The 26103-nt window shown below is 70.8% G+C and carries 24 protein-coding genes; 23 read left to right on the top strand and 1 reads right to left on the bottom strand.

The window, feature by feature from the left end; genetic code table 11:
• The 15 genes from murJ (at nucleotide 1) to hisE (ending at nucleotide 15166) form a co-directional block, all read left to right on the top strand.
• Nucleotides 1–2157, top strand: a complete 2157-nt coding sequence (gene murJ / locus NFR49_RS00775) for a murein biosynthesis integral membrane protein MurJ (RefSeq protein WP_251157803.1) — start codon at nucleotides 1–3, stop codon at nucleotides 2155–2157.
• A gap of 170 nt (nucleotides 2158–2327) precedes the next feature.
• Nucleotides 2328–3578, top strand: a complete 1251-nt coding sequence (locus tag NFR49_RS00780) for an ABC transporter substrate-binding protein (protein WP_251157804.1) — start codon at nucleotides 2328–2330, stop codon at nucleotides 3576–3578.
• A gap of 129 nt (nucleotides 3579–3707) precedes the next feature.
• Nucleotides 3708–4592 carry a branched-chain amino acid ABC transporter permease gene (locus NFR49_RS00785; RefSeq protein ID WP_251157805.1) on the top strand — a complete coding sequence of 295 codons (885 nt, stop codon included), beginning with the start codon at nucleotides 3708–3710 and terminating at the stop codon, nucleotides 4590–4592.
• 9 nt (nucleotides 4593–4601) lie between these two features.
• On the top strand, nucleotides 4602–5738 hold the full coding sequence (locus tag NFR49_RS00790; RefSeq protein ID WP_251157806.1) for a branched-chain amino acid ABC transporter permease: 1137 nt from the start codon (nucleotides 4602–4604) through the stop codon (nucleotides 5736–5738).
• 130 nt (nucleotides 5739–5868) lie between these two features.
• Nucleotides 5869–6693, top strand: coding sequence for an ABC transporter ATP-binding protein (locus tag NFR49_RS00795; RefSeq protein WP_251158906.1), 825 nt, complete (start codon nucleotides 5869–5871; stop codon nucleotides 6691–6693).
• 4 nt (nucleotides 6694–6697) lie between these two features.
• A complete protein-coding gene (locus tag NFR49_RS00800) occupies nucleotides 6698–7405 on the top strand; it encodes an ABC transporter ATP-binding protein (protein WP_251157807.1) in 708 nt (235 codons plus the stop codon).
• A 114-nt stretch (nucleotides 7406–7519) separates the two neighbouring features.
• Nucleotides 7520–9151, top strand: a complete 1632-nt coding sequence (gene hisG / locus NFR49_RS00805) for an ATP phosphoribosyltransferase (RefSeq protein ID WP_251157808.1) — start codon at nucleotides 7520–7522, stop codon at nucleotides 9149–9151.
• A 5-nt stretch (nucleotides 9152–9156) separates the two neighbouring features.
• Nucleotides 9157–10557, top strand: a complete 1401-nt coding sequence (gene hisD, locus NFR49_RS00810; RefSeq protein WP_251157809.1) for a histidinol dehydrogenase — start codon at nucleotides 9157–9159, stop codon at nucleotides 10555–10557.
• A complete protein-coding gene (hisC, locus tag NFR49_RS00815; RefSeq protein ID WP_251157810.1) occupies nucleotides 10550–11653 on the top strand; it encodes a histidinol-phosphate transaminase in 1104 nt (367 codons plus the stop codon). The genes hisD and hisC overlap by 8 nt, the downstream gene beginning before the upstream one ends.
• A gap of 8 nt (nucleotides 11654–11661) precedes the next feature.
• Nucleotides 11662–12246, top strand: a complete 585-nt coding sequence (hisB, locus tag NFR49_RS00820; protein WP_251157811.1) for an imidazoleglycerol-phosphate dehydratase HisB — start codon at nucleotides 11662–11664, stop codon at nucleotides 12244–12246.
• Nucleotides 12246–12890 (top strand): imidazole glycerol phosphate synthase subunit HisH, encoded by a 645-nt coding sequence (hisH, locus tag NFR49_RS00825; RefSeq protein WP_251157812.1) that lies wholly within the window; start codon nucleotides 12246–12248, stop codon nucleotides 12888–12890. The genes hisB and hisH overlap by 1 nt, the downstream gene beginning before the upstream one ends.
• Complete coding sequence (locus NFR49_RS00830; RefSeq protein ID WP_251157813.1) at nucleotides 12887–13627, top strand: 1-(5-phosphoribosyl)-5-[(5-phosphoribosylamino)methylideneamino]imidazole-4-carboxamide isomerase; 741 nt, start codon at nucleotides 12887–12889, stop codon at nucleotides 13625–13627. Before hisH ends, NFR49_RS00830 begins: the two co-directional genes overlap by 4 nt.
• Before the next feature lie 2 nt (nucleotides 13628–13629).
• Nucleotides 13630–14394 (top strand): imidazole glycerol phosphate synthase subunit HisF, encoded by a 765-nt coding sequence (hisF, locus tag NFR49_RS00835; RefSeq protein ID WP_251157814.1) that lies wholly within the window; start codon nucleotides 13630–13632, stop codon nucleotides 14392–14394.
• 65 nt (nucleotides 14395–14459) lie between these two features.
• Entirely contained in the window at nucleotides 14460–14846 is a 387-nt protein-coding gene (hisI, locus tag NFR49_RS00840) for a phosphoribosyl-AMP cyclohydrolase (RefSeq protein ID WP_251157815.1), read from the top strand.
• 2 nt (nucleotides 14847–14848) lie between these two features.
• A complete protein-coding gene (gene hisE, locus NFR49_RS00845) occupies nucleotides 14849–15166 on the top strand; it encodes a phosphoribosyl-ATP diphosphatase (RefSeq protein WP_251157816.1) in 318 nt (105 codons plus the stop codon).
• 50 nt (nucleotides 15167–15216) lie between these two features.
• Here hisE and NFR49_RS00850 read toward each other — a convergent pair whose 3' ends face one another.
• Nucleotides 15217–16026 carry a PHP domain-containing protein gene (locus tag NFR49_RS00850; protein ID WP_251157817.1) on the bottom strand — a complete coding sequence of 270 codons (810 nt, stop codon included), beginning with the start codon at nucleotides 16024–16026 and terminating at the stop codon, nucleotides 15217–15219.
• Nucleotides 16027–16339: 313 nt separating this feature from the next.
• On the opposite strand from NFR49_RS00850, the gene NFR49_RS00855 reads away from it, so the two are divergent.
• The 8 genes from NFR49_RS00855 to NFR49_RS00890 all read left to right on the top strand — a co-directional run bounded on the left by NFR49_RS00855 (nucleotide 16340) and on the right by NFR49_RS00890 (nucleotide 26001).
• A complete protein-coding gene (locus NFR49_RS00855; RefSeq protein WP_251157818.1) occupies nucleotides 16340–17950 on the top strand; it encodes an ABC transporter substrate-binding protein in 1611 nt (536 codons plus the stop codon).
• Between the two features lie 126 nt (nucleotides 17951–18076).
• On the top strand, nucleotides 18077–19027 hold the full coding sequence (locus NFR49_RS00860) for an ABC transporter permease (RefSeq protein WP_251157819.1): 951 nt from the start codon (nucleotides 18077–18079) through the stop codon (nucleotides 19025–19027).
• 52 nt (nucleotides 19028–19079) lie between these two features.
• Nucleotides 19080–21032: a dipeptide/oligopeptide/nickel ABC transporter permease/ATP-binding protein gene (locus NFR49_RS00865; RefSeq protein WP_251158907.1), complete on the top strand. Its 1953-nt coding sequence runs from the start codon at nucleotides 19080–19082 to the stop codon at nucleotides 21030–21032.
• 4 nt (nucleotides 21033–21036) lie between these two features.
• The gene (locus NFR49_RS00870) at nucleotides 21037–21894 is read left to right on the top strand and encodes an ABC transporter ATP-binding protein (RefSeq protein WP_251157820.1); all 858 of its coding nucleotides are present in this window, start codon (nucleotides 21037–21039) and stop codon (nucleotides 21892–21894) included.
• Between the two features lie 83 nt (nucleotides 21895–21977).
• Nucleotides 21978–22901, top strand: a complete 924-nt coding sequence (locus NFR49_RS00875) for a dihydrodipicolinate synthase family protein (RefSeq protein WP_251157821.1) — start codon at nucleotides 21978–21980, stop codon at nucleotides 22899–22901.
• A 21-nt stretch (nucleotides 22902–22922) separates the two neighbouring features.
• Nucleotides 22923–23885, top strand: a complete 963-nt coding sequence (locus NFR49_RS00880) for an ROK family protein (protein ID WP_251157822.1) — start codon at nucleotides 22923–22925, stop codon at nucleotides 23883–23885.
• Between the two features lie 40 nt (nucleotides 23886–23925).
• Nucleotides 23926–24609: an N-acetylmannosamine-6-phosphate 2-epimerase gene (locus NFR49_RS00885; RefSeq protein ID WP_251157823.1), complete on the top strand. Its 684-nt coding sequence runs from the start codon at nucleotides 23926–23928 to the stop codon at nucleotides 24607–24609.
• A gap of 231 nt (nucleotides 24610–24840) precedes the next feature.
• Complete coding sequence (locus NFR49_RS00890) at nucleotides 24841–26001, top strand: C40 family peptidase (protein WP_251157824.1); 1161 nt, start codon at nucleotides 24841–24843, stop codon at nucleotides 25999–26001.
• The last annotated feature ends 102 nt before the right edge of the window (nucleotides 26002–26103 follow it).

The raw sequence follows: 26103 nt of genomic DNA on the forward strand, positions 1-26103 counted from the left end.
ATGGCGGAACGTCGCCCGAGGCACATGGCGGCCCCCGGCCCGCGGCCAGAGAGGCGCGCCGACCCGGGCCCCGGGACCGATCCGGGCTCGACCATGATGTTCGTCGCCGCCCTGGAGGCCTCGCGCAAGACCCAGGCGACCGCCCCCACGCCCGACCCCCGCGCCGAGCGGGCCGACCGCTCGCGCCGCATCGCCTCCGACGTCCCCGACCCCCTCGAGGCCGACGCCTTCATCCCCGCGGCGCCCTCGGCGCCGGCGGCCTCGCCCTTCCTGCCCCGGCCCCACCGCCCCAAGGCGCCGGGCCACCTGCGGCGCACGGCGCCCGCCCCCGACACCACGGCCGCCTTCATGGAGGCCCTCGAGGAGGGCGGCCTCCACGGCAGGGCCTGCCGCCGCCACGGGCTGGGCCCCGGCGACACCGGTTCCGTGGACCTCACCCGGGACGCCGACGTCCTGGCCGACGAGCCGCCCCTCGTGGGGGTGGAGCCGGGGGAGGTGCTGCCGGTGGCCTCCTTCGACGACGACCCGCTGGCCGCCGGGGCGGGGGAGGCCCGCGCCGCGGCGCCCGCCGACGTCGAGGCCTCCGTGGGCCGCAGCGCCGCCATGATGAGCCTGCTCGTCATCCTCAGCCGCATCACGGGGTTCCTCCGCACCTGGGGCCAGGGCGCCGCCATCGGCGGCGCCATGCTCGCCAGCTGCTACACCGTGGCCAACAACCTGCCCAACCAGCTCTACGAGCTCGTCATGGGCGGCATGCTCGTCACCGCCTTCCTGCCGGTCTACCTCTCGGTCAAGGAGGAGGGGGGCCGCGAGCGGGCGAGCGCCTACACCTCTAACCTCGTGACCATCGTGCTCGTGGTCATGGGGGCGGTGGCCCTGCTGGGCTTCGTGTTCGCGTCCCAGGTGGTGCTCACCCAGTCCTTCGGCGCCACCGAGGACTTCGACCACGGGCTCGCCACCTACTTCTTCCGCTTCTTCGTGGTGGAGGTGGTGCTCTACGGCCTCTCCTCGGTGTTCTCGGGCGTCCTCAACGCCGAGCGCGACTACTTCTGGTCCACGGCGGCCCCGGTCTTCAACAACATCATCTGCACCGCGAGCTTCGCCGCCTACGCCCTGCTCGTGGGCACCGACCCCACGGCCGCCGTGCTGGCCCTGGCCGTGGGCAACCCCCTCGGCGTGGCGGTGCAGGTGCTCATGCAGATGCCCAGCCTGAGGCGCCACGGCATACGCCTGCGCCTCTCCGTCGACCTGCACGACCCCGCCCTCCGGGAGACCCTCTCCATCGGCGTGCCCTCCCTCGTGGTCATGGTGGTGAGCTTCGCCACCGTCTCGGTGCAGACGAGCTGCGTGCTCTCCGCCACGTCGTCCGGCGCCGCCGTGGCCTACTACGCCAGGCTCTGGTACACGCTGCCCTACGCCATCCTGGCGGTGCCGGTCACCACGGCCATGTTCACCGAGCTCTCCCACGCCTATGCCGCCCGGGACATCCCCGGCTTCGTCTCCGGCATCTCCTCGGGGTGCTCGCGCATCCTGTTCTTCCTCGTGCCCATGGCCGTCCTGCTCGTGGTGTTCTCGCCCCAGCTCTCCCAGCTCCTCAACGCCGGCTCGTTCACGGCCGAGGAAACGTCCATGATCGCCGGCTACCTCTCGGCCCTGGCCCTCTCGCTGCCGTTCTACGGGGTCTGCACCTACCTGCAGAAGGTGTGCTCCTCCTGGCGCCGCATGCGCCTGTTCGCCGTGGCCAACGTCGTGGCCGGTGTGGTCCAGGTGGTCTTCTGCCTCGCCCTCACCCCGGTCTGGGGCTACATGGTGCCCGGCCTCTCGTCGCTCTTCTTCTTCGTCGCCGTCGACGTGGTCACCTTCGTCCAGCTGCGCCGCGAGCTCGGCCCCATCGGCTTCAAGGGCATCCTCGCTTGTGCCGTGCGCTCCCTGGCCCTGGGCCTCGCCGGCGGTGCCGCGGGGGCCCTCCTGGTGTGGGCGCTCACCGGCCCCGTCGGCCTCGGCGGCCCGGGCCTCGCCAAGGGCCTCCTGGTCTGCGTGGCGGCGGGCCTGCCGGCCCTCGCGGTCACCTTCGGCGGCGCCATGGCGCTGCGCCTCCCCGAGGCGTCCTTCCTCCGGTCCATGGTGGGCAGGGTGGCCTCGCGCAGGGCCGCCTAGGCCGCCGCGGCCTCCAAAGTGAAAACCTTGTTTCAGCTGGTTTTGCATTCTGCTAACGAGCCGACCGCTCATGGGCCGTTCGCTACCATCTGTCCAAGGTATCAGCGCGTTCGCCGATGCGACGTGGTTCTCGACGCCGTCGGCTCTCGCACTACGCAAGGGGGATAACCATGAAGTTCTCCAACGTCTCGCGTCGTGGGTTCGTCCAGGCCATGGGTGTGGCCGGTGCCGCCGGCGCGGTGGCCCTCACCGGGTGCGGCAACTCCGCCTCCGGCGGGTCGGGCGACGGCAGCGGCTCGGGCGCCGGCTCCGACGGCGGCAAGTTCATGATGGGCGGTATCGGCCCGCTCACCGGCGGCGCCGCCATCTACGGCAACGCCTGCAAGAACGCCGCCGAGATCGCCGTGGCCGAGATCGACGGCACCGACTCCCAGTTCAAGTTCGACCTCAAGTTCGAGGACGACGAGCACAACGCCGAGAAGTCCGTCAACGCCTTCAACACCCTCAAGGACTGGGGCATGCAGATGCTCGTGGGCACCACCACCACGGCCCCCTGCATCGCCGTGGCCGAGGAGGCCAGCAACGACAACATCTTCGTGCTCACCCCGTCGGCCTCCTCCACCGACGTCATCGGCGGCCAGCCCGACGCCCAGGGCAACACCACCACGGCCCGCCGCCCTAACGTCTTCCAGATGTGCTTCACCGACCCCAACCAGGGCACCGCGTCGGCCAAGTACATCTCCGAGCAGAAGCTCGGCACCAAAGTGGGCATCATCTACGACAGCTCCGACGCCTACTCCACCGGCATTGACCAGAAGTTCCTCACCGAGGCCAAGCAGGTGAACCTCGAGGTGGTGGCCAACGAGGCCTTCACCGCCGACAGCGCCACCGACTTCTCCACGCAGCTCAACAACTGCAAGAACGCCGGCGCCGACATCCTCTTCCTCCCCGTTTACTACACCCCCGCTTCCATCATCCTCAAGCAGGCCAACGACATGGGCTACGCCCCCAAGTTCTTCGGCGTCGACGGCATGGACGGCATCCTGGCCATGGAGGGCTTCGACACCTCCCTGGCCGAGGGCGTCATGCTGCTCACCCCCTTCAACGCCGACGCCGACGACGACAGGACCAAGGCATTCGTCGCCGCCTACAAGGACAAGACCGGCGAGGTGCCCAACCAGTTCGCCGCCGACGCCTACGACTGCGTCTACGCCCTCCAGGCCGCCCTCGAGAAGGGCGGGTGCACCCCCGACATGAGCGCCTCCGACGTCTGCGACAAGCTCGTCGAGGTCTTCACCTCCGGTGACTTCACCTTCAGCGGCCTCACCGGCGACACCATGGCCTGGTCCGACACCGGCGAGGTCTCCAAGGAGCCCAAGGGCATGGTCATCCAGGGCGGCCAGTACGTGGGCATGGAGTAGTCCCTGCTGCGCCCCAATGTAAGTGCCGCGTAACAAGGGTGCCGTGACGGGCGGGGGTCACCTATATTCAGGTGACCCCCGCCCTGTGACACGGGGAGCCTGTCAATCTCGACCGGGAGGGGAGGACCCTTGGAGTTCCTGACCAACCTGATCAACGGCGTCAGCCTGGGCAGCGTCTACGCGATCATCGCCCTCGGCTACACCATGGTCTACGGCATCGCCAAGATGCTCAACTTCGCCCATGGCGACGTCATCATGGTGGGCGGCTACGTGGCCTTCATCATGCTCAACACCCTCGGCCTCAACCCGCTCGTCGCCGTGCTCTTCGCCGTGCTGGCCTGCACGCTGCTGGGCATGGCCATCGAGCGCGTGGCCTACAAGCCGCTGCGGCAGTCGCCGAGCCTCACGGTGCTCATCACCGCCATCGGCGTGTCGTACCTGCTCCAGAACCTCGCGCTGCTCATCTGGGGCTCCAACCCCCGCGTCTTCACCTCCGTGGTGGCCGGGTGGCCGCAGGTCGTGCTCTTCGACGGGCAGCTCACCGTCTCGGCGGAGACCATCGTCACCATCGTGTGCTCCGTCGTCATCATGGTGGCCCTGGGGCTCTTCACCACCAAGACCAAGATGGGCAAGGCCATGAGGGCGTGCTCCGAGGACCCGGGCGCCGCCCGCCTCATGGGCATCAACGTGGACAGCACCATCTCCACCACCTTCGCCATCGGCTCCGGCCTGGCCGCGGTGGCCGGCGTGCTGCTCTGCAGCTCCTACCCGGTGCTCCAACCCACCACGGGCGCCATGCCCGGCATCAAGGCCTTCACGGCGGCCGTCTTCGGCGGCATCGGCTCCATCCCTGGTGCCGTGCTCGGCGGCCTGCTCCTCGGCATCATCGAGACCTTCGCCAAGGCCTACATCTCCACCCAGCTGTCCGACGCCGTGGTCTTCGCGGTGCTCATCATCGTCCTGCTGATCAAGCCCTCCGGCCTGCTCGGCAAGTACGTTCCCGAGAAGGTCTAGGAGGCGGCCATGGCAAACAACGCACCCGCAACCGCCCAGGCCCCCACCTTCGGCGCCCGGCTCTCCGAGGCCGTGCGCGGGGCCTTCGGCACCTACGCCCTCGTGGTCATAGCCTTCCTCGTCATCCAGGGCATGATCGCCACGGGCTCCATCACGAGCGCCCTCCAGGGCCAGCTCGTCCCCATCTGCGTCTACATCTGCGCCGCCGTGTCGCTCAACCTCGTGGTGGGCATCTCCGGCGAGCTCTCCCTCGGCCACGCGGGCTTCATGAGCGTGGGCGCCTTCACCGGCGTCGTCATGGCCTCGCTGCTGGGCGACGTCATCCCCAACGACGCCCTGCGGCTCCTGGTCTCCGTGGCCACCGGCGGCTGCTTCGGCGCCCTCGCCGGTTTCGTCGTGGGCGTGCCCGTCATGCGGCTCTCCGGCGACTACCTGGCCATCGTGACCCTGGCCTTCGGCGAGATCATCAAGAACATCGTGAACAACCTCTACGTGGGCCGCGACGCCGCCGGCCTGCACGTGTCGCTCACGTCCGTGGCCGACCTCGGCATGGACCACGGCGTCGTCATCATCAACGGCCCCCAGGGCGCCGTGGGCATCGACAAGCTCTCCACGTTCGTGGCCGGCTTCATCCTGGTCCTCGTCACGCTGTTCGTGGTGCTCAACCTCGTGCGCAGCCGCTCCGGCCGCGCCATCATGGCCGTGCGCGACAACCGCATCGCCGCCGAGTCCGTGGGCATCAACGTGACCAAGTACCGCCTCATGGCCTTCGTCGTGGCGGCCGCCCTGGCCGGCATGGCGGGCACGCTCTACGCCATGAACTTCTCGAGCGTGGTGGCCGGCCGCTTCGACTACAACACGTCCATCCTCATCCTGGTGTACGTGGTCCTCGGCGGCATCGGCAACGTCCGCGGCTCCATCGTCGCGGCGGCCATCCTCACGATCCTGCCCGAGTTCCTGCGCTTCATGGCCGACTACCGCATGCTCATCTACGCCGTCGTGCTCATCTGCGTGATGGTGCTGCCCAACATCGGCGCCGTCCAGCGCTTCATGGACGCCGTCAAACGCAAGGTCCCCTGGCTCTCCGACAAGGAGGCCCTCGAGGACCCCGACATGGTCTCGACGGGAGGCGACAGCCGTGGCTGACACCGACAAGCGATCCAACAAGGACCTCGAGGCGCGCGCCGCCCAGGGCTCGTACCGGGTCCAGGCCGCCCGGGCCAAGGGCGACGACGCGCCCGTCAAGGCGCCCCCCGCCCCCAGGAGGGGCACCCGCATGGTGCCGCTGCCCTCCGATGGCATCGTTCCCGAGCGCGACGTCCACGCCACGCCGGTGCTCGAGTGCCGCCACCTGGGCATCGACTTCGGCGGCCTCCACGCCGTGGAGGACTTCAACCTCATCGTGGGCAAGACAGAGATCGCCGGCCTCATCGGCCCCAACGGCGCCGGCAAGACCACGGTCTTCAACCTGCTCACCAAGGTCTACCAGCCCACCCGGGGGACCATCCTGCTCGACGGCCACGACACCGCCGGCATGAGCACGGCCCGGGTGAGCCAGATGGGCATCGCCCGCACGTTCCAGAACATCCGCCTGTTCTCGAGCCTCACGGTGGAGGAGAACGTCACCATCGGCCTCCACAACGCCATCCGGTGCGGCATGTGGAGCGGCATCTTCCGCCTGCCGCGCTACTGGGTGAGCGAGAAGGAGTTCCACGACCGCTCCCTCGAGCTGCTCGACGTCTTCGGCATGGCCGACCTCGCCCACGTGCAGGCCGGCAACCTGCCCTACGGCGCCCAGCGCCGCCTGGAGATCGTGCGCGCCCTCGCCACGGGGCCCAAGCTGCTGCTCCTCGACGAGCCCGCCGCCGGCATGAACCCCAGCGAGACCGCCGAGCTCATGGAGAACATCGCAAAGATCCGCGACCGGTTCCAGATCGCCGTCCTGCTCATCGAGCACGACATGGACCTGGTCATGGGCATCTGCGAGGGCATCGCCGTGCTCAACTTCGGCCGCATCATCGCCAAGGGCACCCCCGACCAGATCCAGGGCGACCCCCAGGTCATCGAGGCGTACCTCGGCACGTCCGCGAAGGAGGCGTAGGGCCATGGCGCTGCTCAAGGTCACCGACCTCAACGTGTACTACGGCAACATCCACGCCATCAAGGACGTCTCCTTCGAGGTCGAGGAGGGCGAGATCGTCACGCTCATCGGCGCCAACGGCGCGGGCAAGACCACCACGCTCAACACCGTCGCGGGCCTGCTCACCCCGCGCTCCGGCACCATCGAGTTCAAGGGCGAGGAGCTCTCCCGCATCCCGGCCCATCACACCGTGGGCCGCGGCATGGCCCTCTGCCCCGAGGGCAGGCGCGTGTTCCTCAACATGTCGGTGCGCGAGAACCTCGAGATGGGGGCCTTCACCCGCAGCGACGCCGAGGCCCGGGAGACCATCACCACGGTCTTCGACCGCTTCCCGCGCCTCAAGGAGCGCGAGGGGCAGAGCGCGGGCACCCTGTCCGGCGGCGAGCAGCAGATGCTCGCCATGGGCAGGGCCATGATGAGCCGGCCCTCCCTGCTCATGCTCGACGAGCCGTCCATGGGCCTGGCCCCCATCCTTGTGGACGAGATCTTCGACATCGTCAAGGACCTCCACGAGGCGGGGACCACCGTCCTTCTGGTGGAGCAGAACGCCGCCAAGGCCCTCTCCATCGCCGACCGCGCCTACGTGCTCGAGACCGGCAAGGTGTCCATGGCCGGTGACGCAGCCGACCTCGCCCACGACGACCGCGTGCGCAAGGCCTACCTGGGTGGCTGAGGCCGTTTCCCGCCCGGTGCGGGGAGGGGCCGCCGCCCCTCCCCGTTGACTTTACTAGGGTAAAGTGCTTTACTCTGCTAAAGCACCCGTGACCCCGTTCATGAGGAGGCGCCGATGATCCACGGCACCCCGCGCGGTTTCCGCGACATCCTGCCCGAGGAGGCCCTGGCCCGCGAGGCCCTGGCCGACGCCGTGAGGCGCGTCTTCTCCGACCACGGCTATCTTCCCGTGGAGACGCCCCTGCTCGAGAGCCGCGAGGTCCTCGAGCGGGCCGGCCGCATCCGCGGCGTGCCGTTCCAGCTCATCGACGCCGACGACCGGCTCCTCATGCTGCGCCCCGACCTCACGCTGCCCATCGCCCGGCTCGTGGCCGGGCGGATGGGGGAGGGCGACCTCCCGGCGCGCCTGCGCTACGCCGCCCCCGTGGTGCGCGAGCAGCGCAGCCTCTCCGGCGAGGCGCGCCAGTTCACCCAGCTGGGCGTGGAGCTCGTGGGCGCCCCCGACGGCGAGGCCGAGGCGGAGGTCGTGGGCATCCTCATGGAGACCCTCGGGGCCGTGGGCCTCTCGGGCTGCACAGTCGTGTGCGGCTCGGTGCGCCCCCTCGCCGCGGCCATCGGCGCCGCCGACGTCTCCCGCGCCGAGGCCGACAGGATCCTGGCCCTCGTGCACTCCTCCGACCTCGTGGGCCTCGACGCCTTCGTGGCCTCTTTGGACGTTCCCGACGCCGCCGCGGCGGCGCTCCGCGGGCTGCCGCGCTCCATGGGCGGGGTCGAGGCGCTCGACGCCGTGGACGCCCTGCTCGCCGCCGCCGGCGTGGCCGAGGCCGACCGCGGCACGGCGGAGCTCCGCGCCCTGGCCGGGGCCGTGGCATCCGGGCCGGTGCCCCTGGCCTTCGACTTCTCCATCGTCAACTCGTTCGACTACTACACGGGCCTCGTGTTCAAGGCCTTCGCCCCCGGGTTCTCCTCGAGCGTGGCCTCCGGCGGCCGCTACGACGCCGTGCTGGCCAACCTGGACGTGCCGGCTGTGGGCGCCTGCGGATTCGCCCTGTCCCTCGAGCGCCTCCAGGGCGCCCTCGACGTCCGCGACGGCGGGGGAGACGACCGCCCGCTTCGCATCGCCGTGCCCAAGGGATCGCTCTTCGGGCCCTGCGTGGACCTCCTCGAGGCCGTGGGCCTGCCCGTGGACGACCTACGCGAGCCCGGCCGCCGCCTCGTCGTGACCGCCGGCGATGTGGAGTACGTGATCGTGCGCGCCACCGACGCCCCCGCCTTCGTGGCCTGGGGAGGCGCCGACTGCGGCGTGTGCGGCACCGACTCCCTGTTCGAGGCCGACCTCGACCTCGTGCAGCTGGAGGACCTGCGCTTCGGCGCCTGCCGCTTCGTCGTGGCCGAGCCCGCGGGCTCCGCGGGGGCCGCCGACGCCGCCTTCGCCCGCCGCGGCTCCTACCGGGTGGCCACCAAGTACCCCCGCGTCACCCAGGCGTACTTCGACTCCATCGGCTGCCCCGTGGACATCCTCGCGCTCCACGGCAACATCGAGCTCGGGCCCATCGTGGGCATGGCCGACCGCATCGTGGACATCACCGCCACCGGCACCACCCTGCGCGAGAACGACCTCGTGGTGGTGGCCGACGACGTCATGGACTGCTCGGCCCGCTTCTTCGCGGGGCCGGCGGCCTTCCGCAGCGACGCAAGGATCAGGGCGCTCGGGGCGAGGCTCCGGGACGCCGTCGAGAAAGGCTGACCCCCATGAGAAGGATCACGCTCGAGGGTGGCGCCACCCTCACGAACGACGACCTCCACCGCTCCGGGGCGCTGCCCGCCGACGCTGTGGCGGCCGCCGAGGCCATCGTCGACGCGGTGCGGGACGGCGGCGACGAGGCCGTGCGCGGCTTCTGCCTCGAGTTCGACGGTGCGGCCCCGCGCTCCTTCCGCGTGCCCGACGACGTCGTGGCCGCCTCCCTCTCCCAGGTGGACCCGCGGTTCCTCGCCGCCCTCGAGAGGGCCCACGGCCAGATCGAGGACTTCCACCGCCGCGAGGTGCGCCAGTCGTGGTTCACGACCAAGCCCGACGGGACCCTCCTGGGTGTCAAGGTGTCGCCTCTGGCCTCCGTGGGCATATACGTGCCCGGCGGCCGCGCCCAGTACCCCTCCACCGTGCTCATGAACGCCGTCCCCGCCAAGGTGGCAGGCGTGGGGAGGGTGGTCATGGTCACCCCGCCCCAGCGCGACGGCTCGCTCTCCGCCTACACCCTGGCGGCCGCGGCCGTGGCGGGCGTCGACGAGGTCTACGCCGTGGGCGGCGCCCAGGCCGTGGCCGCCCTCGCCTACGGCACCAAGACCATCCCCCGCGTCGACAAGGTCTGCGGCCCCGGCAACGCCTTCGTCGCCGCCGCCAAGCGCCGCGTCTCGGGCGACGTGGGCATCGACATGATCGCGGGCCCGTCGGAGGTGTGCGTGCTGGCCGACGACACGGCCAACCCCGCCGTGGTGGCCGCCGACCTCATGGCCCAGGCCGAGCACGACCCCCTGGCCGCGAGCTACCTCGTCACGACCTCCGCCGCCCTGGCCGACGCCGTGGAGGGGGCCCTCGACCTGCTCTGCGCCCAGTCTCCCCGCGCGGACGTCACCCGCGCCTCCCTCGACGGCCAGGGCGTCGTCGTGCTCTGCGACACGATGGACGCGGCCGTGGCCGCCGTGAACCGCATCGCCCCGGAGCACCTGGAGCTCTGCGTGGCCGACGCCGTCGCGCTCCTCGGCTCCATCCGCAGCGCCGGCGCCATCTTTGCCGGCCACTGGAGCTCGGAGCCCCTGGGCGACTACGTGGCGGGCCCCAACCACACGCTGCCCACCGGGGGCACGGCCGCCTTCTCTAACCCGCTCTCCGTGGACGACTTCACCACCTCCTCGAGCGTGGTCTGCTACTCGCCGGCCGGCATGGAGGTCGACGCCGACGCCACCCAGACCCTGGCCCAGGCCGAGGGTCTCTGGGCCCACGCGCTCTCCGTGGGCATGCGCCGCCGCCTGCGCGAGCGCGGCCTTGGGACCCCGTGGGAGGAGCTCTGCGAGGACGCCGCCGCGGCCGCGTGGCCCGAGCCCCTCTCGGAGCCCGGCCGGCCGGAGCTCGACTTCGAGACGGGCGGTGAGTGACGTGGGCCTCTCCGAGCGGGCCCGCGCCCTCGTGCGCCCGGAGGTGGCGGACCTCGAGCCCTACGATCCCGGGTTCGTGGAGTGCCGGGTCAACCTCTCGGCCAACGAGAGCACCTGGCCGCGCCCCCCGGCGCTCGAGCGGGCCGTGCGCGAGGCCCTGGCGGCGACGCCCCTCAACCGCTACCCCGACCCCATGGCCAACGGCCTGCGCGACGCCCTCGCGGCGTGGCACGGCGTCGACCGCTCCCAGGTGGTGGTGGGCAACGGCGGGGACGAGCTGATCTTCGACCTGCTGCTGGCCTTCGGGGGACCCGGCCGCACCGTGCTGGACATGCCGCCCACCTTCTCGGTCTACGACATCTACGGAAGGCTCGTGGGCTCCACGGTCGTGGCCGTGCCGCGCGACCCCGAGACGTTCGAGCCCGCCTGGGACGAGGTCCTCGCCGCCGCCCGCACGGCGGACGTCGCCGTGCTGACCACCCCCAACAACCCCACGGGCAACACCGTGGCCCCGGACCGCGTGGAGGCCCTCTGCGAGGCCTGCCCCGGCGTCGTGCTGGTGGACGAGGCCTACGGCGAGTTCGCGCCGTCCATGGGGAGCGCGGCGGCGCTGCTCGACCGCCACCCCAACCTCTGCGTGCTCCACACGCTGTCCAAGGCCTTCGCCATGGCCGGCGCCCGCGTGGGCTACCTCCTGGCCTCCCCGGAGCTTGTGGACGTCTTCGCCGCCGTGCGCCAGCCCTACACCGTGAACGTGCTGTCCCAGGCCGCCGCCACGGCCGTAGTGGAGGGGCGCGACCTCGCCCTGGCCGCGGTGGCCGACGTCGTGGCCGAGCGCGCCCGCCTCACGGGGGGCCTGCGCGCCCTCGGCCTGCGCGTATGGGATTCCGAGGCCAACTTCGTGCTCGTGCGCGTGCCGGACGCCCACGCCGTGCGGCAGCGCCTCGCCCGGGACTTCTCCATCCTCGTGCGCGACCTCTCCTCCGCGCCGGGCCTCGAGGACTGCCTGCGCGTCACCGTGGGCACGCCCGCGGAGGACGACGCCGTCCTCGACGCCCTGCGCCGGATCCTCAGACCCGTCCCTTCCAGCTCCTAGGGGGAACCATGAGACGAGCCACCGTCACCCGCACCACCGGCGAGACCGACATCGCCGTCACCCTCGACCTCGACGGCACCGGCGTCGTGGACGTCCGCACCGGGGTGGGCTTCTTCGACCACATGCTCGACGCCTTCGGGCGTCACGGGCTCTTCGACCTCACGGTGCGCTGCGTGGGCGACCTCGACGTGGACGCCCACCACACCGTGGAGGACACCGGCATCGTGATCGGTGCGTGCCTGCGCGAGGCCCTGGGTGGCAAGGCCGGGGTCGCCCGGTTCTCCCAGTGCGTCGTGCCCATGGACGAGGCGCTGGTCCTGGCCTGCGTGGACCTCTCGGGCCGAGGCGAGCTCTTCTGGGACGTCCCGGTCCCCGTGCCCTCCATAGGCACCTTCGACTCGCAGCTGGCCCACGAGTTCTTCGCCGGCCTGGCCCGCGACGCCGGGGCCACGCTCCACATGCGCGAGCTCGCCGGCGAGAACGGCCACCACATCGTGGAGGCCGCCTTCAAGGCCGCCGGCCGGGCCCTGCGCTTCGCCTGCGAGCCCGACCCCCGCGTGACCGGGGTGCCCTCCACCAAGGGGACCCTCTGATGGCCGTCTGCGTGCTCGACTACCACAAGGGCAACCTCATGAGCGTGGCCCGCGCCCTCGACCGCGCCGGCGCCGACGTCGTGGTGAGCGACGACCCCGACCTCGCCGCCGCCTCCGACGGCCTCGTCATCCCCGGCGTGGGCGCCTTCGCCGACGCCATGGGGTACATGGAGGCCTCCGGCCAGGCCGAGGCCGTGGTCCGCGCCCGCGCCCGCGGCGTTCCCATCCTTGGCATCTGCCTCGGCATGCAGCTGTTCTGCACCCGCGGCCGCGAGGGCGGCGAGGGCTGGCGGCCGGGCCTGGGCTTCCTTCCCGGGGGGTGCACGCGCCTGGAGTCCTCGCGCCTCAAGGTGCCCCACGTGGGGTGGGACGAGCTCGACCTCACGCCCCTCGGCCGCGCCTGCCCCCTGCTCGCCGGCGTGGGGGAGGGGTCGCACATGTACTTCACCCACTCCTACGCCCTGGACGGCGGCTGCGACCCCGACGTGGTGTGCGCCAAGACCCACTACGCGCGGAGCTTCCCCTCGGTGGTCTGGAAGGGCAACGTCTTCGGCTGCCAGTTCCACCCCGAGAAAAGCTCCGGCGCCGGCCGTCCCATCCTCGAGAACTTCGTCGCCCTCGTGAAGGGGGGTCTGCCCCTATGATCGTCTACCCCGCCATCGACCTCGTCGCGGGCGACGTGGTGCGCCTGCGCCAGGGCGTCCGCAGCGAGATGGACGTGTACTCCTCCGACCCCGTGGCCCAGGCCGAGGCCTTCGCCGCCGCGGGCGCCGGGTGGGTCCACATGGTGGACCTCTCCCGCGCCTTCGGCGAGGACGAGGGGGCCTGCGCCGCCAACATGGACGCCATCCGCGCCGTCTGCGAGCGGGTCCCCGTGCGCGTGGACGCCGGCGGCGGCGTGCGCAGCCTCGCCGACGTCGAGCGCCTCCTGGACGCCGGCGTCTCCCGCGTGTCCATCGGCACGCCGCTGGTGCGCGACCCGGGCTTCGCGGCCGAGGCCGCGGCGCGCTTCGGCGACGCCGTGGCGGCCGACGTCGCGGCCAAGGGCGGCGCCGTGCGCGTGGACGGCTGGCGCGACGAGGCCCCCGTGTCCCTGGAGGCCCTCCTGGCCTCCGTGATCGGGATGGGTTTCTCGCACCTCGTGTACACCGACGTCTCCCGCGACGGCATGCAGACGGGCGTTGACCCGGAGGCCTACCGCGCCGTCGCGGCCGCCTGCGGGTTCCCCGTCACGGCCTCGGGCGGCGTGACCACCGTGGAGGACGTCCGGAGGCTCGCGGCCCTCGGCGACGGCGTCGTCGAGGGGGTCGTCTGCGGGCGGGCCCTCTACGAGGGGACCCTCGACCTCGCCGAGGCGCTCGCCGCGGCGGGAGGGGAGTGACCATGCTCGCCAAACGCGTGATCCCGTGCCTCGACGTCAAGGACGGCCGGGTGGTCAAGGGCGTGAACTTCGTGTCCCTGCGCGACGCCGGCGACCCGGTGGAGCTCGCCTCCGCCTACGACGCCGCGGGCGCCGACGAGGTCGTGTTCCTCGACATCTGCGCCACGAGCGACGACCGCGCCACCACCGTGGGCATGGCCTCCGACGCCAGCCGGCGCCTGGGCATCCCCTACACCGTGGGCGGCGGCTTCCGCGACCTCGCGGGCATGCGCGCCATGGTGGCCGCGGGCGCCGACAAGGTCTCGGTCAACTCGGCCGCCGTGCGCGACCCGTCGCTCATCTCGGCCGCCGCGGCGGCCTTCGGCAGCCAGGCCGTGGTGTGTGCCGTGGACGCCCGCGCCACGGGCCCCAACCGCTGGGAGGTCTACACCGCCGGCGGGCGCACCGCCACGGGCATCGACGCCGTGGCCTGGTGCGAGGAGGCCGCCCGCCGCGGCGCCGGCGAGATCCTGCTCACCTCCATGGACCGCGACGGCACCAAGGAGGGCTTCGACCTCGCCCTCACCCGCGCCGTGGCCCGCGCCGTGCCCATCCCCGTCATCGCCTCGGGCGGCGTGGGGAGCCTCGAGCACTTCGCCGAGGGCGTCCTCGAGGGGGAGGCCGACGCCGTGCTCGCGGCGAGCGTCTTCCACTTTGGGACCTTCTCGGTGAGGCAGGTCAAGGAGTACATGGCGAGTCAGGGCATCCCGGTGCGGCTGGACTTCTAGGCCGCGGCCGCGCGCCGTGCGGCGCTATGCTTCTCGGAACGAACACGCGTAGGGGAGGAGACCCCATGGACCGTGCCCAGGGCGGCGCCGACGGCGTCGTGGAGATCGACGAGGCCACCGTGCGCCTCGACGGGAACGGGCTCGTGCCCGCCGTCGTGCAGCAGGCCGGCACCGGAGAGGTGCTCATGGTGGCGTGGATGAACGAGCGCTCCCTCGAGCTCACCCGCGAGACCGGGACCACGTGGTTCTGGTCGCGCTCCCGCCGGGAGCTCTGGAACAAGGGGGCCACGAGCGGCAACGTGCAGACCGTGCGGCGCATCCTGGTGGATTGCGACGGCGACACCCTCCTCGTGGAGGTGGACTCGCCCGGCCCCGCCTGCCATACCGGCAACCGCTCCTGCTTCTTCCGGGAGCTCTCGCCCACGGCCGCCGTCGACTTCGAGGAGGCCTAGCCATGGGGGAGAGGACCGCCAACGTGGAGCCGAGGCCCGTCGGCCCCGTGCTCGAGGAGCTCGCCGCCACCATCGCGGGCCGCTGGGACGCCGACCCGGAGGCCTCCTACACCGTGCGCCTGCTCAAGGGCCCCGAGGACCGCGTGCTCAAGAAGGTGTGCGAGGAGGCGGTGGAGGTGGCGCTGGCGTCCAAGGACCGCGACCACGACCACGTCCGCTACGAGGCGGCCGACCTCGTCTACCACCTCATGGTCTGCCTGGAGCGCCAGGGCGTCTCGCTCGAGGAGTTGGCGGGGGAGTTGGCGGCGCGCTTCAGGTAGCCGCCTCAGAGGCGCCCGGGACCCGGCCCCGGGCCGACCCCGCGGCGCCCCTACAGCGGGACGCTCCGCCAGCCGTCCCTGCCCGGCACCTCCTGGGCCCGCACGCCGTGCCCCCAGGCGTAGGCGTGGGCGCGGGCGAGGCCCCAGGCCACGTCCCCGGCCCGGTGGGCGTCGCTGCCAAAGGTCACCGGCACCCCGGCGCGCACGAACTCGTCGAGCAGCGCGCCGCACGGGTAGAACGCGCCCACACCCTTGCGGAGGCCCGCCGTGGAGACCTCGACGCGCCGCCCGGTGTCGTGGGCGCACTCGGCCATGGCCGAGAAGGTCGCCGAGAGGTCCATGGTGGGGGCCAGCCCCTCGTTCGCAAAGCGGAACGGCAGGTCCGGGTGGGCCATGACGTCGAACCCCGCCGGGCTCTCGCACGCGGCGCACCAGGCGTCCGCGTAGCGGCGCCAGACCTCGTCGGGGCCCAGCTCCTCCCAGACGTGCAGGTCGTCCGGGTCGTCGACCCAGGCGCCGCCCTCCTGGGGGCCTATCCAGTGCACAGAGCCCAGGAGCAGCGCCGCGCCGCGGGACCAGCGCGCAACGTTTTCCTCGCACCCCGGGTACCAGTCGCACTCGAAGCCCAGGAGCACCTCCACCGGGGAGCCCTCCGCCGCCGCGGCGACCTCGGCCGCGAGGGCGGGGAGGTCGGCCTCGGCGACGGAGCACGCGCATGCCGGGTCCATGGCCGCCGGCAGCGTGAGGTGGTCGGTCACGGCCAGGACGTCGACGCCCGCGGCCCGCGCCGCGGCCGCCATGGCGGCGGCGTCGCAGGTGCCGTCGGATCGGCTTGTGTGCGTATGAAGGTCGGCGAGCATGGCTCCCCCCGGTCCCGGAATCGGCATTGACAGGTCGTACTTCTTATGCATCTACATCGGTAGATAGATTTCACCGCAAAAGCGGGGGACAGCCTCCCAACGGGCGATACGGTGCGGTTTCCTGCGCCCGACAGGTCCCCGTGGGCGAGTAGGCATGTTTTATTCCGCCTATGGCTTGGACGTGCCTTCCCGGCCGTGCGAGGCCGTTCGCCGACAATAATATCAGCCGTGAGAGCGCGGAATCGCACCCGACCTATCATGAAAACCGGCTTAAAAAGGGCGGGATACCGCCAGAGAAGACAGGAGATACGCAATGTTTGACAAGGGCATGTCGCGTCGCACCTTCCTCGGCCTCGGCGGCACCGCCGCGGTCGCCGCGGGCCTCGGCCTTGCCGGCTGCGGCGGCGGTGGCGACGACGCGTCGTCCGACTCCGGCTCCGGCTCCGGCGGCGCCGACGCCACCCTGACCGCGGGCCTCGCCTACCAGAACCAGGGCAACCTCGACCCGCTGTCCACCTCCAGCGCCACCGGCATGGCCGCCAACTGGTGCGTGGCCGAGGGCTTCTTCGAGTTCGACTACGCCAAGATGGAGGCCTTCGCCGCCCTGGCCGCCTCCGAGGACATCGAGAAGGTCTCCGACACCGAGTACAAGGTGCAGTTCCGCGAGGGCGCCAAGTTCTCCGACGGCACCGCCGTCACCCCCGACGACGTCATCAAGTCCTGGCAGCGCGCCGCGGGCATCGACGAGGAGTACAAGGGCAACATCTACGAGCCCATGCTCACCTTCATCGACGCCGTCGAGGCCGACGGCGACACCGGCGTCACCTTCAAGCTCAAGAACGCCTTCGACCCCGAGATCATGAAGAAGCGTCTCTGCATCATCAAGATCTGCCCGGCCTCCATGTCCAAGGACGAGCTCACCAAGCTCCCCGTGGGCACCGGCCCCTGGAAGTACGACGAGTCCACCGAGCAGTCCATCAAGCTCTCCGTCAACGAGAACTACAACGGCCCCAAGCCGGCCAGCAACCCGGTGGAGTTCTCCGTCCTCGTCGACAACGACCCGCGCGTCACGGCCATGACCGAGGGCACCACCATGGTCTGCGAGGCCGTGCCGGCCGACCAGATCTCCAACTTCGAGGGCCAGGGCATCACCGTCGACAAGGTCCAGGGCTTCAACCTGCCCTTCTTCATGTTCAACCTCAAGAAGAAGCCGTTCGACGACGTCCGCGTGCGCCAGGCCTTCTTCTACGCCGTCGACGTCGAGAAGCTCATCGAGAACGCCCTCGACGGCCTCGCCCAGCCGGCCACCTGCTACCTGCCCGAGAACTTCCCCGGCTACCACAAGGCCTCCACGGTCTACACCTACGACGTCGACAAGGCCAAGAGCCTCCTCGAGGAGGCCGGCGCCACCGGCACCAAGCTGACCCTCCAGACCACCGACACCGCCTGGATCACCGAGATCGCCGCCCAGATCCAGCAGGACCTCATCGCCGCCGGCCTCGAGGTCGAGCTCAACTCCCAGAAGAGCTCCGACCTCTACGCCAACCAGGCCACGCCCGACGCCTCCGGCGTGTGCCCCTACGACGTGGTGCTCGCCTCCGGCGACCCCTCGGTCTTCGGCAACGACCCCGACCTGCTCATGAGCTGGTTCTACGGCGACGGCATCTGGACCCAGTCCCGCTACGGCTGGCAGGGCATGGAGAAGTGCACCGAGCTCCAGACCCTCATGGCCAAGGCCGTCACCGAGACCGGCGACGCCCAGCAGGACACCTGGAACCAGTGCTTCGACCTCCTGGCCGAGCAGGTGCCCCTGTACCCGCTGCTCCACCGCGTCACCCCCACCGGCGTCTGGGCTGACAAGATCGACGGCTTCCAGGCCATCGGCTGCACGGGCATCGACTTCGTGGGCTGCAAGGCCAAGTAAGCTCCTTCAAGGTTCCAACCCCGGAGCGATCCGGGACGGGCGCGGGGAGGCACCGCACCATCGCCTTCCCGCGCCCCATTTGTGCACATAGGCAACCCGTTTCTATTGTGAAAGGAGAGACGCAACGTGAACAACCTCATCCGGTTGATAGGACGAAGGCTCATCGCCCTGCCCATCATGGTCCTGGGCGTCACCTTCCTGGTGTTCTTCGTCATGTCGTTCTCCCCGATTGACCCGGCCTACGGTGCCCTCGGCGAGGGCGCCACCCAGGAGGCCGTCCAGATGTACCGCGAGAAGCACGGCCTCGACCAGCCGTGGATCGTGCAGTACGGCGACTTCCTCGGGGGCATGTTCCAGGGCAGCCTCGGCGAGTACGGCGTCAACAGCGCCTCCGTGGCCGACCGCGTGATGAAGGCCTTCCCGGTGACCATGCAGCTCACCTTCCTCGGCCTCATCATCGGCGTCATCGTCGCGTTCATCCTCGGTGTGGTTGCCGCCGTGTACCGGGACAAGTGGCCGGACCAGGTCATCCGAATACTGTCGATCGCCTGCATCGCCACGCCGTCCTTCTGGCTCGCCGTCCTGCTGATCCTGGTGTTCTCCTTCAACCTCAAGATCTTCCCGGCCTCCGGCGCCCTGCCGGCGTTCCTCACCGGCGGCTGGTGGATGCGCATGATCCTGCCGGCCATCGCCCTGGCGGTGCCCCTCGCCGGCCAGCTCACCCGCGTCATCCGCACCTCCATGGCTGAGGAGCTCGACCGCGACTACGTGCGCACCGCCGTGGGCGCCGGCGTCCCCCGCGGCGAGGTCATCGTCAAGAACGTGCTTCGCAACGCCATGATCACGCCGGTCACCGTCCTCGGCCTGCGCATCGGCTACCTCATGGGCGGCGCCGTGGTCATCGAGGTCATCTTCAACCTGCCCGGCATGGGCATGGCCATCCTCGACGGCGTCACGTCCAACTACCCCACGCTCGTCCAGGGCGTGACCCTCGTGGTAGCCCTCGCGTTCATCGTGATCAACATCGTGGTGGACATGCTCTACATCCTTATCAACCCCCGAATCAGGAGCGTGTAACGTGGCTGAGACCGTCAAGCGCCGCAGCGGCATCTCCCGCCGCTGGCACGCCATGAGCATCGGCTCCCGCATCTCCATCGTGGTGCTCGTCCTCGTGGCCCTCGTGGCTATCTGCGCCAACTTCCTGGCGCCCCACAGCCCCTTCGAGATCTTCAAGGCCCGCCAGGCCCCCAACGGCGAGTTCCTCTTCGGCACCGACGAGAAGGGCCGCGACATCCTCTCCCGCATGATGTTCGGCGCCCGCTACTCCCTGGCCATCGGCTTCGGAGCCACCCTCCTCGCCCTCGTTGGCGGCTGCATCATCGGTTCCGTGGCCGCCGTGAGCCGCAAGTGGATCTCCGAGGTCATCATGCGCGTCATGGACGTGGTGATGAGCTTCCCCGGCATCGCCCTGGCCGCCGTCTTCGTGTCGGTCTTCGGCAATTCCGTGCCCTCCATCGTGCTGGCCATCGGCTTCATCTACATCCCGCAGGTGACCCGTATCGTCCGCGCCAACGTGGTGGCCGAGTACGGTGAGGACTACGTCCGCGCCGTCGTGGTCTCGGGCGCCAAGGCCCCCTGGATCCTCGTCAAGCACGTCATGCGCAACTGCATCGCGCCCATCCTCGTGTACGTCATCGTGCTCGTGGCCGACGCCATCATCCTCGAGGCCTCGCTGTCCTTCATCTCCGCCGGCATCCAGGAGCCCACGCCCACCTGGGGCAACATCCTGTCCGACGCCCGCTCCGGCGTCCTGGCCGGCCGCTGGTGGCAGGCGCTCTTCCCCGGCCTGGCCATCATGATCACGGTCCTCTGCCTCAACATCTTCTCCGAGGGCATCACCGACGCCATGGTGGCGGCGCCCAACGCCCCCATCGAGGACGACGGCAAGCACGCCCGCAAGCAGGACCGCCTCCTGTTCGACCCGGTCGAGGCCTACAAGCAGCAGGCCGCCTCCCTCGACAGGTCCCTCACAGCCCTCGCCGCCGTCGAGGCCGGGCGCGACGACCGCCACAAGCCCGACTACGACGTGCAGCCGGTGCTCGAGGTCAAGGACCTCTGCATCAAGTTCCCGCGCCACGGCGACGTCAACGTGGTCGACCACGTGAACTACGCTGTGCGCCCCGGCCAGACCATGGGCCTCGTGGGAGAGTCCGGCTGCGGCAAGTCCATCACCGCCCTCACGATCATGGGTCTCATCGACTCCCGCGCCCAGATCTCCGGCGAGATCCTCTACCAGGGCAAGAACCTGCTCGAGATGGACGACGCCGAGCGCAACGCCCTTCGCGGCCACGACATCGCCATGATCTACCAGGACGCCCTCTCCGCCCTCAACCCGTCCATGCTCATCAAGAACCAGATGAAGCAGCTCACGGACCGCGGCGGCACCCGCTCCGCCGAGGAGCTCCTCGAGCTCGTGGGCCTCGACCCGGCCCGTACCCTCGAGAGCTACCCCCACGAGCTCTCCGGCGGTCAGCGCCAGCGCGTCCTCATCGCCATGGCCCTCACCCGCGACCCCAAGGTGATCATCGCCGACGAGCCCACCACGGCCCTCGACGTCACCGTCCAGAAGCAGGTCATCAAGCTCCTCAACGACCTGCAGGCCAAGCTCGGCTTCGCCATGATCTTCGTGTCCCACGACCTCGCCCTCGTGGCCGAGGTGGCCAACTACATCACCGTCATGTACGCCGGCCAGGTCGTGGAGCAGGCGCCCACCATCGAGCTGCTCATGCACCCCACCCACGAGTACACCCGCGGCCTCCTCGGCGCCGTGCTCTCCATCGAGGGCGGCTCCGGCAGGCTCCACCAGGTGCCCGGCGTGGTCCCGAGCCCCAAGGACTTCAACGACGGCGACCGCTTCGCGCCGCGCTCGAGCCACCCCACGGTGGGCCTCGACGTCCGCCCGGTCCTCAAGAAGATCCCCGGCACCGAGCACTACGTGGCCGAGCTCCCCGACAAGGACCTCGCCGCCGCCGGCCTGACCTCCGTCGTCAACACCCCCAGCACCCCGAAGGGAGATGCATAAAGCCATGAGCGAGACCCAGAACCCCGCCGTGAACGACGGCACCGTCGACGGCGTCACGCCCATCATCTTCCTCGATGATGTGAAGGTCACCTTCAAGACCCGCACCGGCTCCCTGCTCCACCCCAACCTCGTGCACGCCGTCAAGGGCGTCACCATGCGCGTCATGCCCGGCAAGACCCTGGGCATCGTGGGCGAGTCCGGCTGCGGCAAGTCCACCACGGCCAACGTCATGTGCGGCCTCCAGCCGCCCACCTCGGGCAAGGTCTTCTTCAAGGGCAAGGACGTGACCAAGCGCACCGCGGAGGACCGCAAGCACATCGGCTCCGTGCTCTCCGTGGTCTTCCAGGACCCCGCCACGGCCCTCAACGCCCGCATGAGCGTCCACGACCAGCTCCTCGACCCGATGCTCGTGCACAAGGTGGGCACCCCCGAGGAGCGCGAGGAGCGCATCCAGGAGCTCATAGGCCTCGTCGGCCTGCCGTCGAGCGCCCTCGACGCCCTGCCCGGCCAGCTCTCCGGCGGCCAGCGCCAGCGCGTGGCCATCGCCCGCGCCCTGTCCATCGGCCCCGACTGCATCATCGCCGACGAGCCCACGAGCGCCCTGGACGTCTCCGTGCGCGCCCAGATCCTCAACCTGCTCACCGACCTCAAGGAGCAGCTCGGCCTGGCCATGGTGTTCATCAGCCACGACATCCAGACCGTGCGCTACATCTCCGACGAGATCTGCGTCATGAACGGCGGCACCGTGGTGGAGCACGGCCCCGCCAAGCAGATCTTCGAGCACCCCCAGGACCCCTACACCAAGCTCCTGCTCGGCGCGGCCCCCTCGTTGCTCCACCCCAATCTTGGGAAAGCTTCCTGAGGCAGGCCGATAGGCACCGAGGGCCCGGCGCACCGCCGGGCCCTTCCATAGACAGCCAGACCATGAAAGGACCCCTGTTTCCCATGAGCTCAGACTTCAAGATCCGCGGCGTCGTCCCTCCCGTCGTCGTCCCCCAGCTCGACGACGGCTCCATCGACCACGAGGCCTTCGAGCGGCACCTCAACCGCATGATCGACGCCGGCATCGACGGCCTCTTCTTCCTGGGCTCGTCGGGGCAGGTCGCCTTCTTCGACGAGGAGACGCGCCTCGAGGTGGTGCGCGAGGGCATGCGCATCAACAACGGCCGCGTGCCCGTGATCGCCGGCTGCATCGACATGCAGACCGACGCCGTCATCGCCCACGCCCGCTCCATGGCCGAGCTCGGCGTCGACGCCATCGTGGCCACGGCCCCGTTCTACGCCATCCCGGGCCCCGGCGTGGTGGCCCGGCACTTCCGCGCCATCCACGAGGCCGTCGACGTGCCTCTGTTCGCCTACGACATCCCCGTCTGCGTGCAGACGAAGCTCGACTGGCGCCTGCTCGCCGAGCTCGGCGCCGAGGGCACCCTCGCCGGCGTCAAGGACTCCTCGGGCGACGACGTCTCCTTCCGCTTCCTCATCCGCGAGAACGACCGCATCGGCCACCCGCTGACGCTGCTGACCGGCCACGAGGTCGTGGTCGACGGTGCCTACCTCGGCGGCGCCGACGGCTCCGTGCCCGGCCTCGCCAACATCGCCCCCGAGCCCTACGTGGAGATGTGGCGCGCCGCCGAGGCCGGCGACTGGGCCCGCGTGCGCGAGCTGCAGGACTACCTCGCCGACCTCATGCTGATCACCCAGGTGACCACGGGCGTGGGCGGCTACGGCGCCGGCGTGGGCGCGTTCAAGACGGCCCTGCGCGAGATGGGCGTCTTCTCCAGCAACCACATGCCCGAGCCCGTCGCCGAGCTCGAGGGCGAGAACGTCGAGGCCATCCGTCAGGTCCTGGCTACCTGCGACCTGCTCTAGCCCGCAGAGAGGGGAGAGACCATGGAGCCGACCACCGTCGTCGCCGTCGACATCGGCGGTACCAAGATCGCATGCGGCCTCGTGACCTTCACGGGGGAGGGGGTGCCGGTCGTCGAGTCGGTCGAGCGCGTCCCCACCAACCCGCTGCGCGGGGGGAAGGCCGTGCTGGCCGACGTGATCGCGGCCGTCGAGGGCGCCGTCGCCCGCTCGCCGCGTCCCGTGGCAGGGGTCGGCATCTCCACCGGCGGCGTCGTCGACCCGCGCACGGGCGACATCACCTACGCCAACGAGATGATGCCCGGCTGGTCGGGCACCCCGCTCGGCACGGCCGTCGAGGAGGCCTGCGGCCTGCCCTGCAGGGTCCTGAACGACGTCCACGCCCACGCCCTCGGCGAGGCCCGCTGGGGCGGTGGCCGCGGCTACGAGTCCGTGCTCGTGGTGGCCGTGGGCACCGGCATCTCCGGCGCCATCGTGGACGGGGGCGTCCTGTCCCTGGGGGCCCACGACATGGCCGGCAACGTGGGCCACATGGCCTGCGAGGAGGCCGCCGGCATCGAGTGCACCTGCGGCGCCGTGGGGCACCTCGAGTCCGTGGCCGCCGGCCCGGCCATTGTGGGGGAGTACGTGCGCCTCTCCGGCACCGACACCGACCCGGAGGGCAACCCCGTGGGGGGCGCCTACATCTCCCGGGCCGCCGAGGAGGGCGACGAGGCCGCCGTGGCGGCCGAGACCCGCAGCGGCCGCGCCCTGGGCGGCGTCCTCGCCTCGTCCGCCAACCTCATCGACCCCGAGGCGATCATCCTGTCGGGCTCCGTGGTCCAGTGCGGCCCCGTCTGGCACGACGCCCTCGCCTCCGGCTACGCCGACCGCGCCATGGCCCCGGTCCGCGACCTCCCCGTCGAGCGGGGCCTCCTCGGCGACGACGCGCCGCTCATCGGCGCGGCCGAGCACTTCGTGAAGGACGGCTACGGCGACCTCTCCTAGCCGCGATCCCCGCCTGCGGCGGGAGAAAGGCAATCGTGCGATGACAGCCCAAAACCTCATCGACTCGCTCCGCGGCGGCCTCGTCGCCTCGGTCCAGGCCTACCCCGGCGAGCCCATGCGCCACCCCGAGACCATGGCCCAGATCTCTCGGGCCTGCGAGCTCGGCGGCGCCTGCGCCATCCGCTGCCAGGGCCTCTCCGACATCTCCGCCATCAAGGGGCGCGTGGAGGTCCCGGTCATCGGCCTCTGGAAGGAGGGCCACGACGGCGTCTTCATCACGCCCACCCTGCGCCACGCCCGGGCCTGCGCCATGGCCGGCGCCGACATCGTGGCCCTCGACGCCACCGACCGCCCGCGCCCCGACGGCCGCACCTTCGAGGAGACCGTCGCCGAGCTCAAGAAGGAGGAGGTCCTCGTTATGGCGGACTGCTCCTCCATCGAGGACGTGCGCCGTGGCTTCGCCGCCGGGTGCGACCTCTGCTCCACCACGCTCTCGCATCCCGGCGCCGCCATCGACCAGGCGGCCGGCCAGGGCCCCGACCTGGACCTCATCCGCCAGGCGGTGGCCGAGTTCCCGGGCCGCCCCGTGGTCTGCGAGGGGAGCGTCCACTGCCCGCAGGACGCCGCCGACGCCGTCGAGGCCGGCGCCTGGTGCGTGGTCGTTGGCACGGCCATCACCCATCCGACCTCCATCACGAGCTGGTACGTGGACGCCGTCAGGTAGGGGCGCCCATGCAGGTGGGAGGGGCCGTCGGTGCGCTCTGGCGCCCGGCGGCCCCTCCCCGTGCCTGCCGGTAGCGATGGATAATGTGTCCCCGGAACGGGTATGGTGTGGATTCTGCATCGGCGCGTTTGTATACTTTGCTGTGTAAAGACTGAAGCGGGGGGACAGTTTCCGTCCCTCCGCGCTTCCATAACCGATAACCGGGCCCGTGCCCGGTGGACGGGAAGGCCCATGACCTTCAAGCGACGCGTTACCACCATCGCCTGCGCCCTCGCCGTGGCCCTGGCCGCGCCTGCCGTGGCGGCGCCCACCCAGGCCCTGGCGGTCACCTCGGCCGAGCTCCAGACCCAGCTCGACGAGGCCAAGAAGACCCTCGACGACCTCGGTGCGCAGGTCGCGAGCGCCGGCGAGTCCCTCAACGACACCATCTACGAGCTCCAGCAGACCGAGGAGAAGATCTCCTCGGTGCGCGCCGACATCGACGCCCGCACCAAGGAGCTCGAGGCCGACCGCGCCCAGCTCGCCGAGCGCGTCTCCAGCGACTACAAGACGGGCGGCGTCTCGTTCCTCTCGCTGCTGGTGAACTCCGCCACGTTCGAGGACTTCGTCAACAACGTCTACTACGCCGACAAGATCAGCCAGAGCGACTCCGAGGCCATCGCCGCGGTGAACAGCGCCAAGGCCGAGCTCGAGCGCCAGGAGCAGGAGCTCGTGGACCTGCAGTCCCAGCAGGAGCAGCTCAAGGCCCAGCAGGAGAGCCAGAAGGCCGAGCTCGAGCAGCGCCAGGCCCAGCAGAAGGCCTACGTCGACGACCTCGACGAGCAGGTGAAGCAGAAGATCGAGGAGGAGCGCCAGGCCGAGCTCGAGCGCCAGCGCCGGGAGGCCGAGGCCGCGCGCGCCGCCGCCGAGGCCGCGGCCCGCGAGGCCGCCGAGCGCGCCAGCGTCCCGGCCCCCAGCGCCCCGTCGGGCGGCGGGTCCTCCTCCGCCGGCTCCGGGTCCTCGGGCGGGTCCGCCTCGTCCGCGAGCGCCCGCTCCGCCATCGTCAACGCCGCCTACTCCCAGCTGGGCGTGCCCTACGTCTACGGCGCCTACAGCCCCGGCAGCGCCCTCGACTGCTCCGGCTTCACCAAGTACTGCTACGCCGCGGCCGGCATCAACATCCCGCACTCCGCCTCCGGCCAGTGCGGCATGTCCCGCAGCGTCTCGCGGGCCAACCTCCAGCCCGGCGACCTCGTGTTCTGGATCGGCGGCGTCTCCGGGTCCGCCTCGGGCAACCACGTGGGCCTCTACATCGGCAACGACCAGATCATCCACGCCAACGGCACCCGGGTGGTGCTCGACAGCCTCTCGGGCCGCAAGGCCTATACCTCCGCGGGCCCCATCGGCCTCTAGCCACCTGCCCCCGCGGCAGCACCATGGAGTAACCGTCGACGGCGGGCCCCCGGGGGCCCGCCGTCGTATCATCTTCCGGACAACCCACCGGGCGCCCGGCGC

Source organism: Caniella muris (genome assembly GCF_943193035.1).
GTDB lineage: Bacteria > Actinomycetota > Coriobacteriia > Coriobacteriales > Atopobiaceae > Granulimonas > Granulimonas faecalis.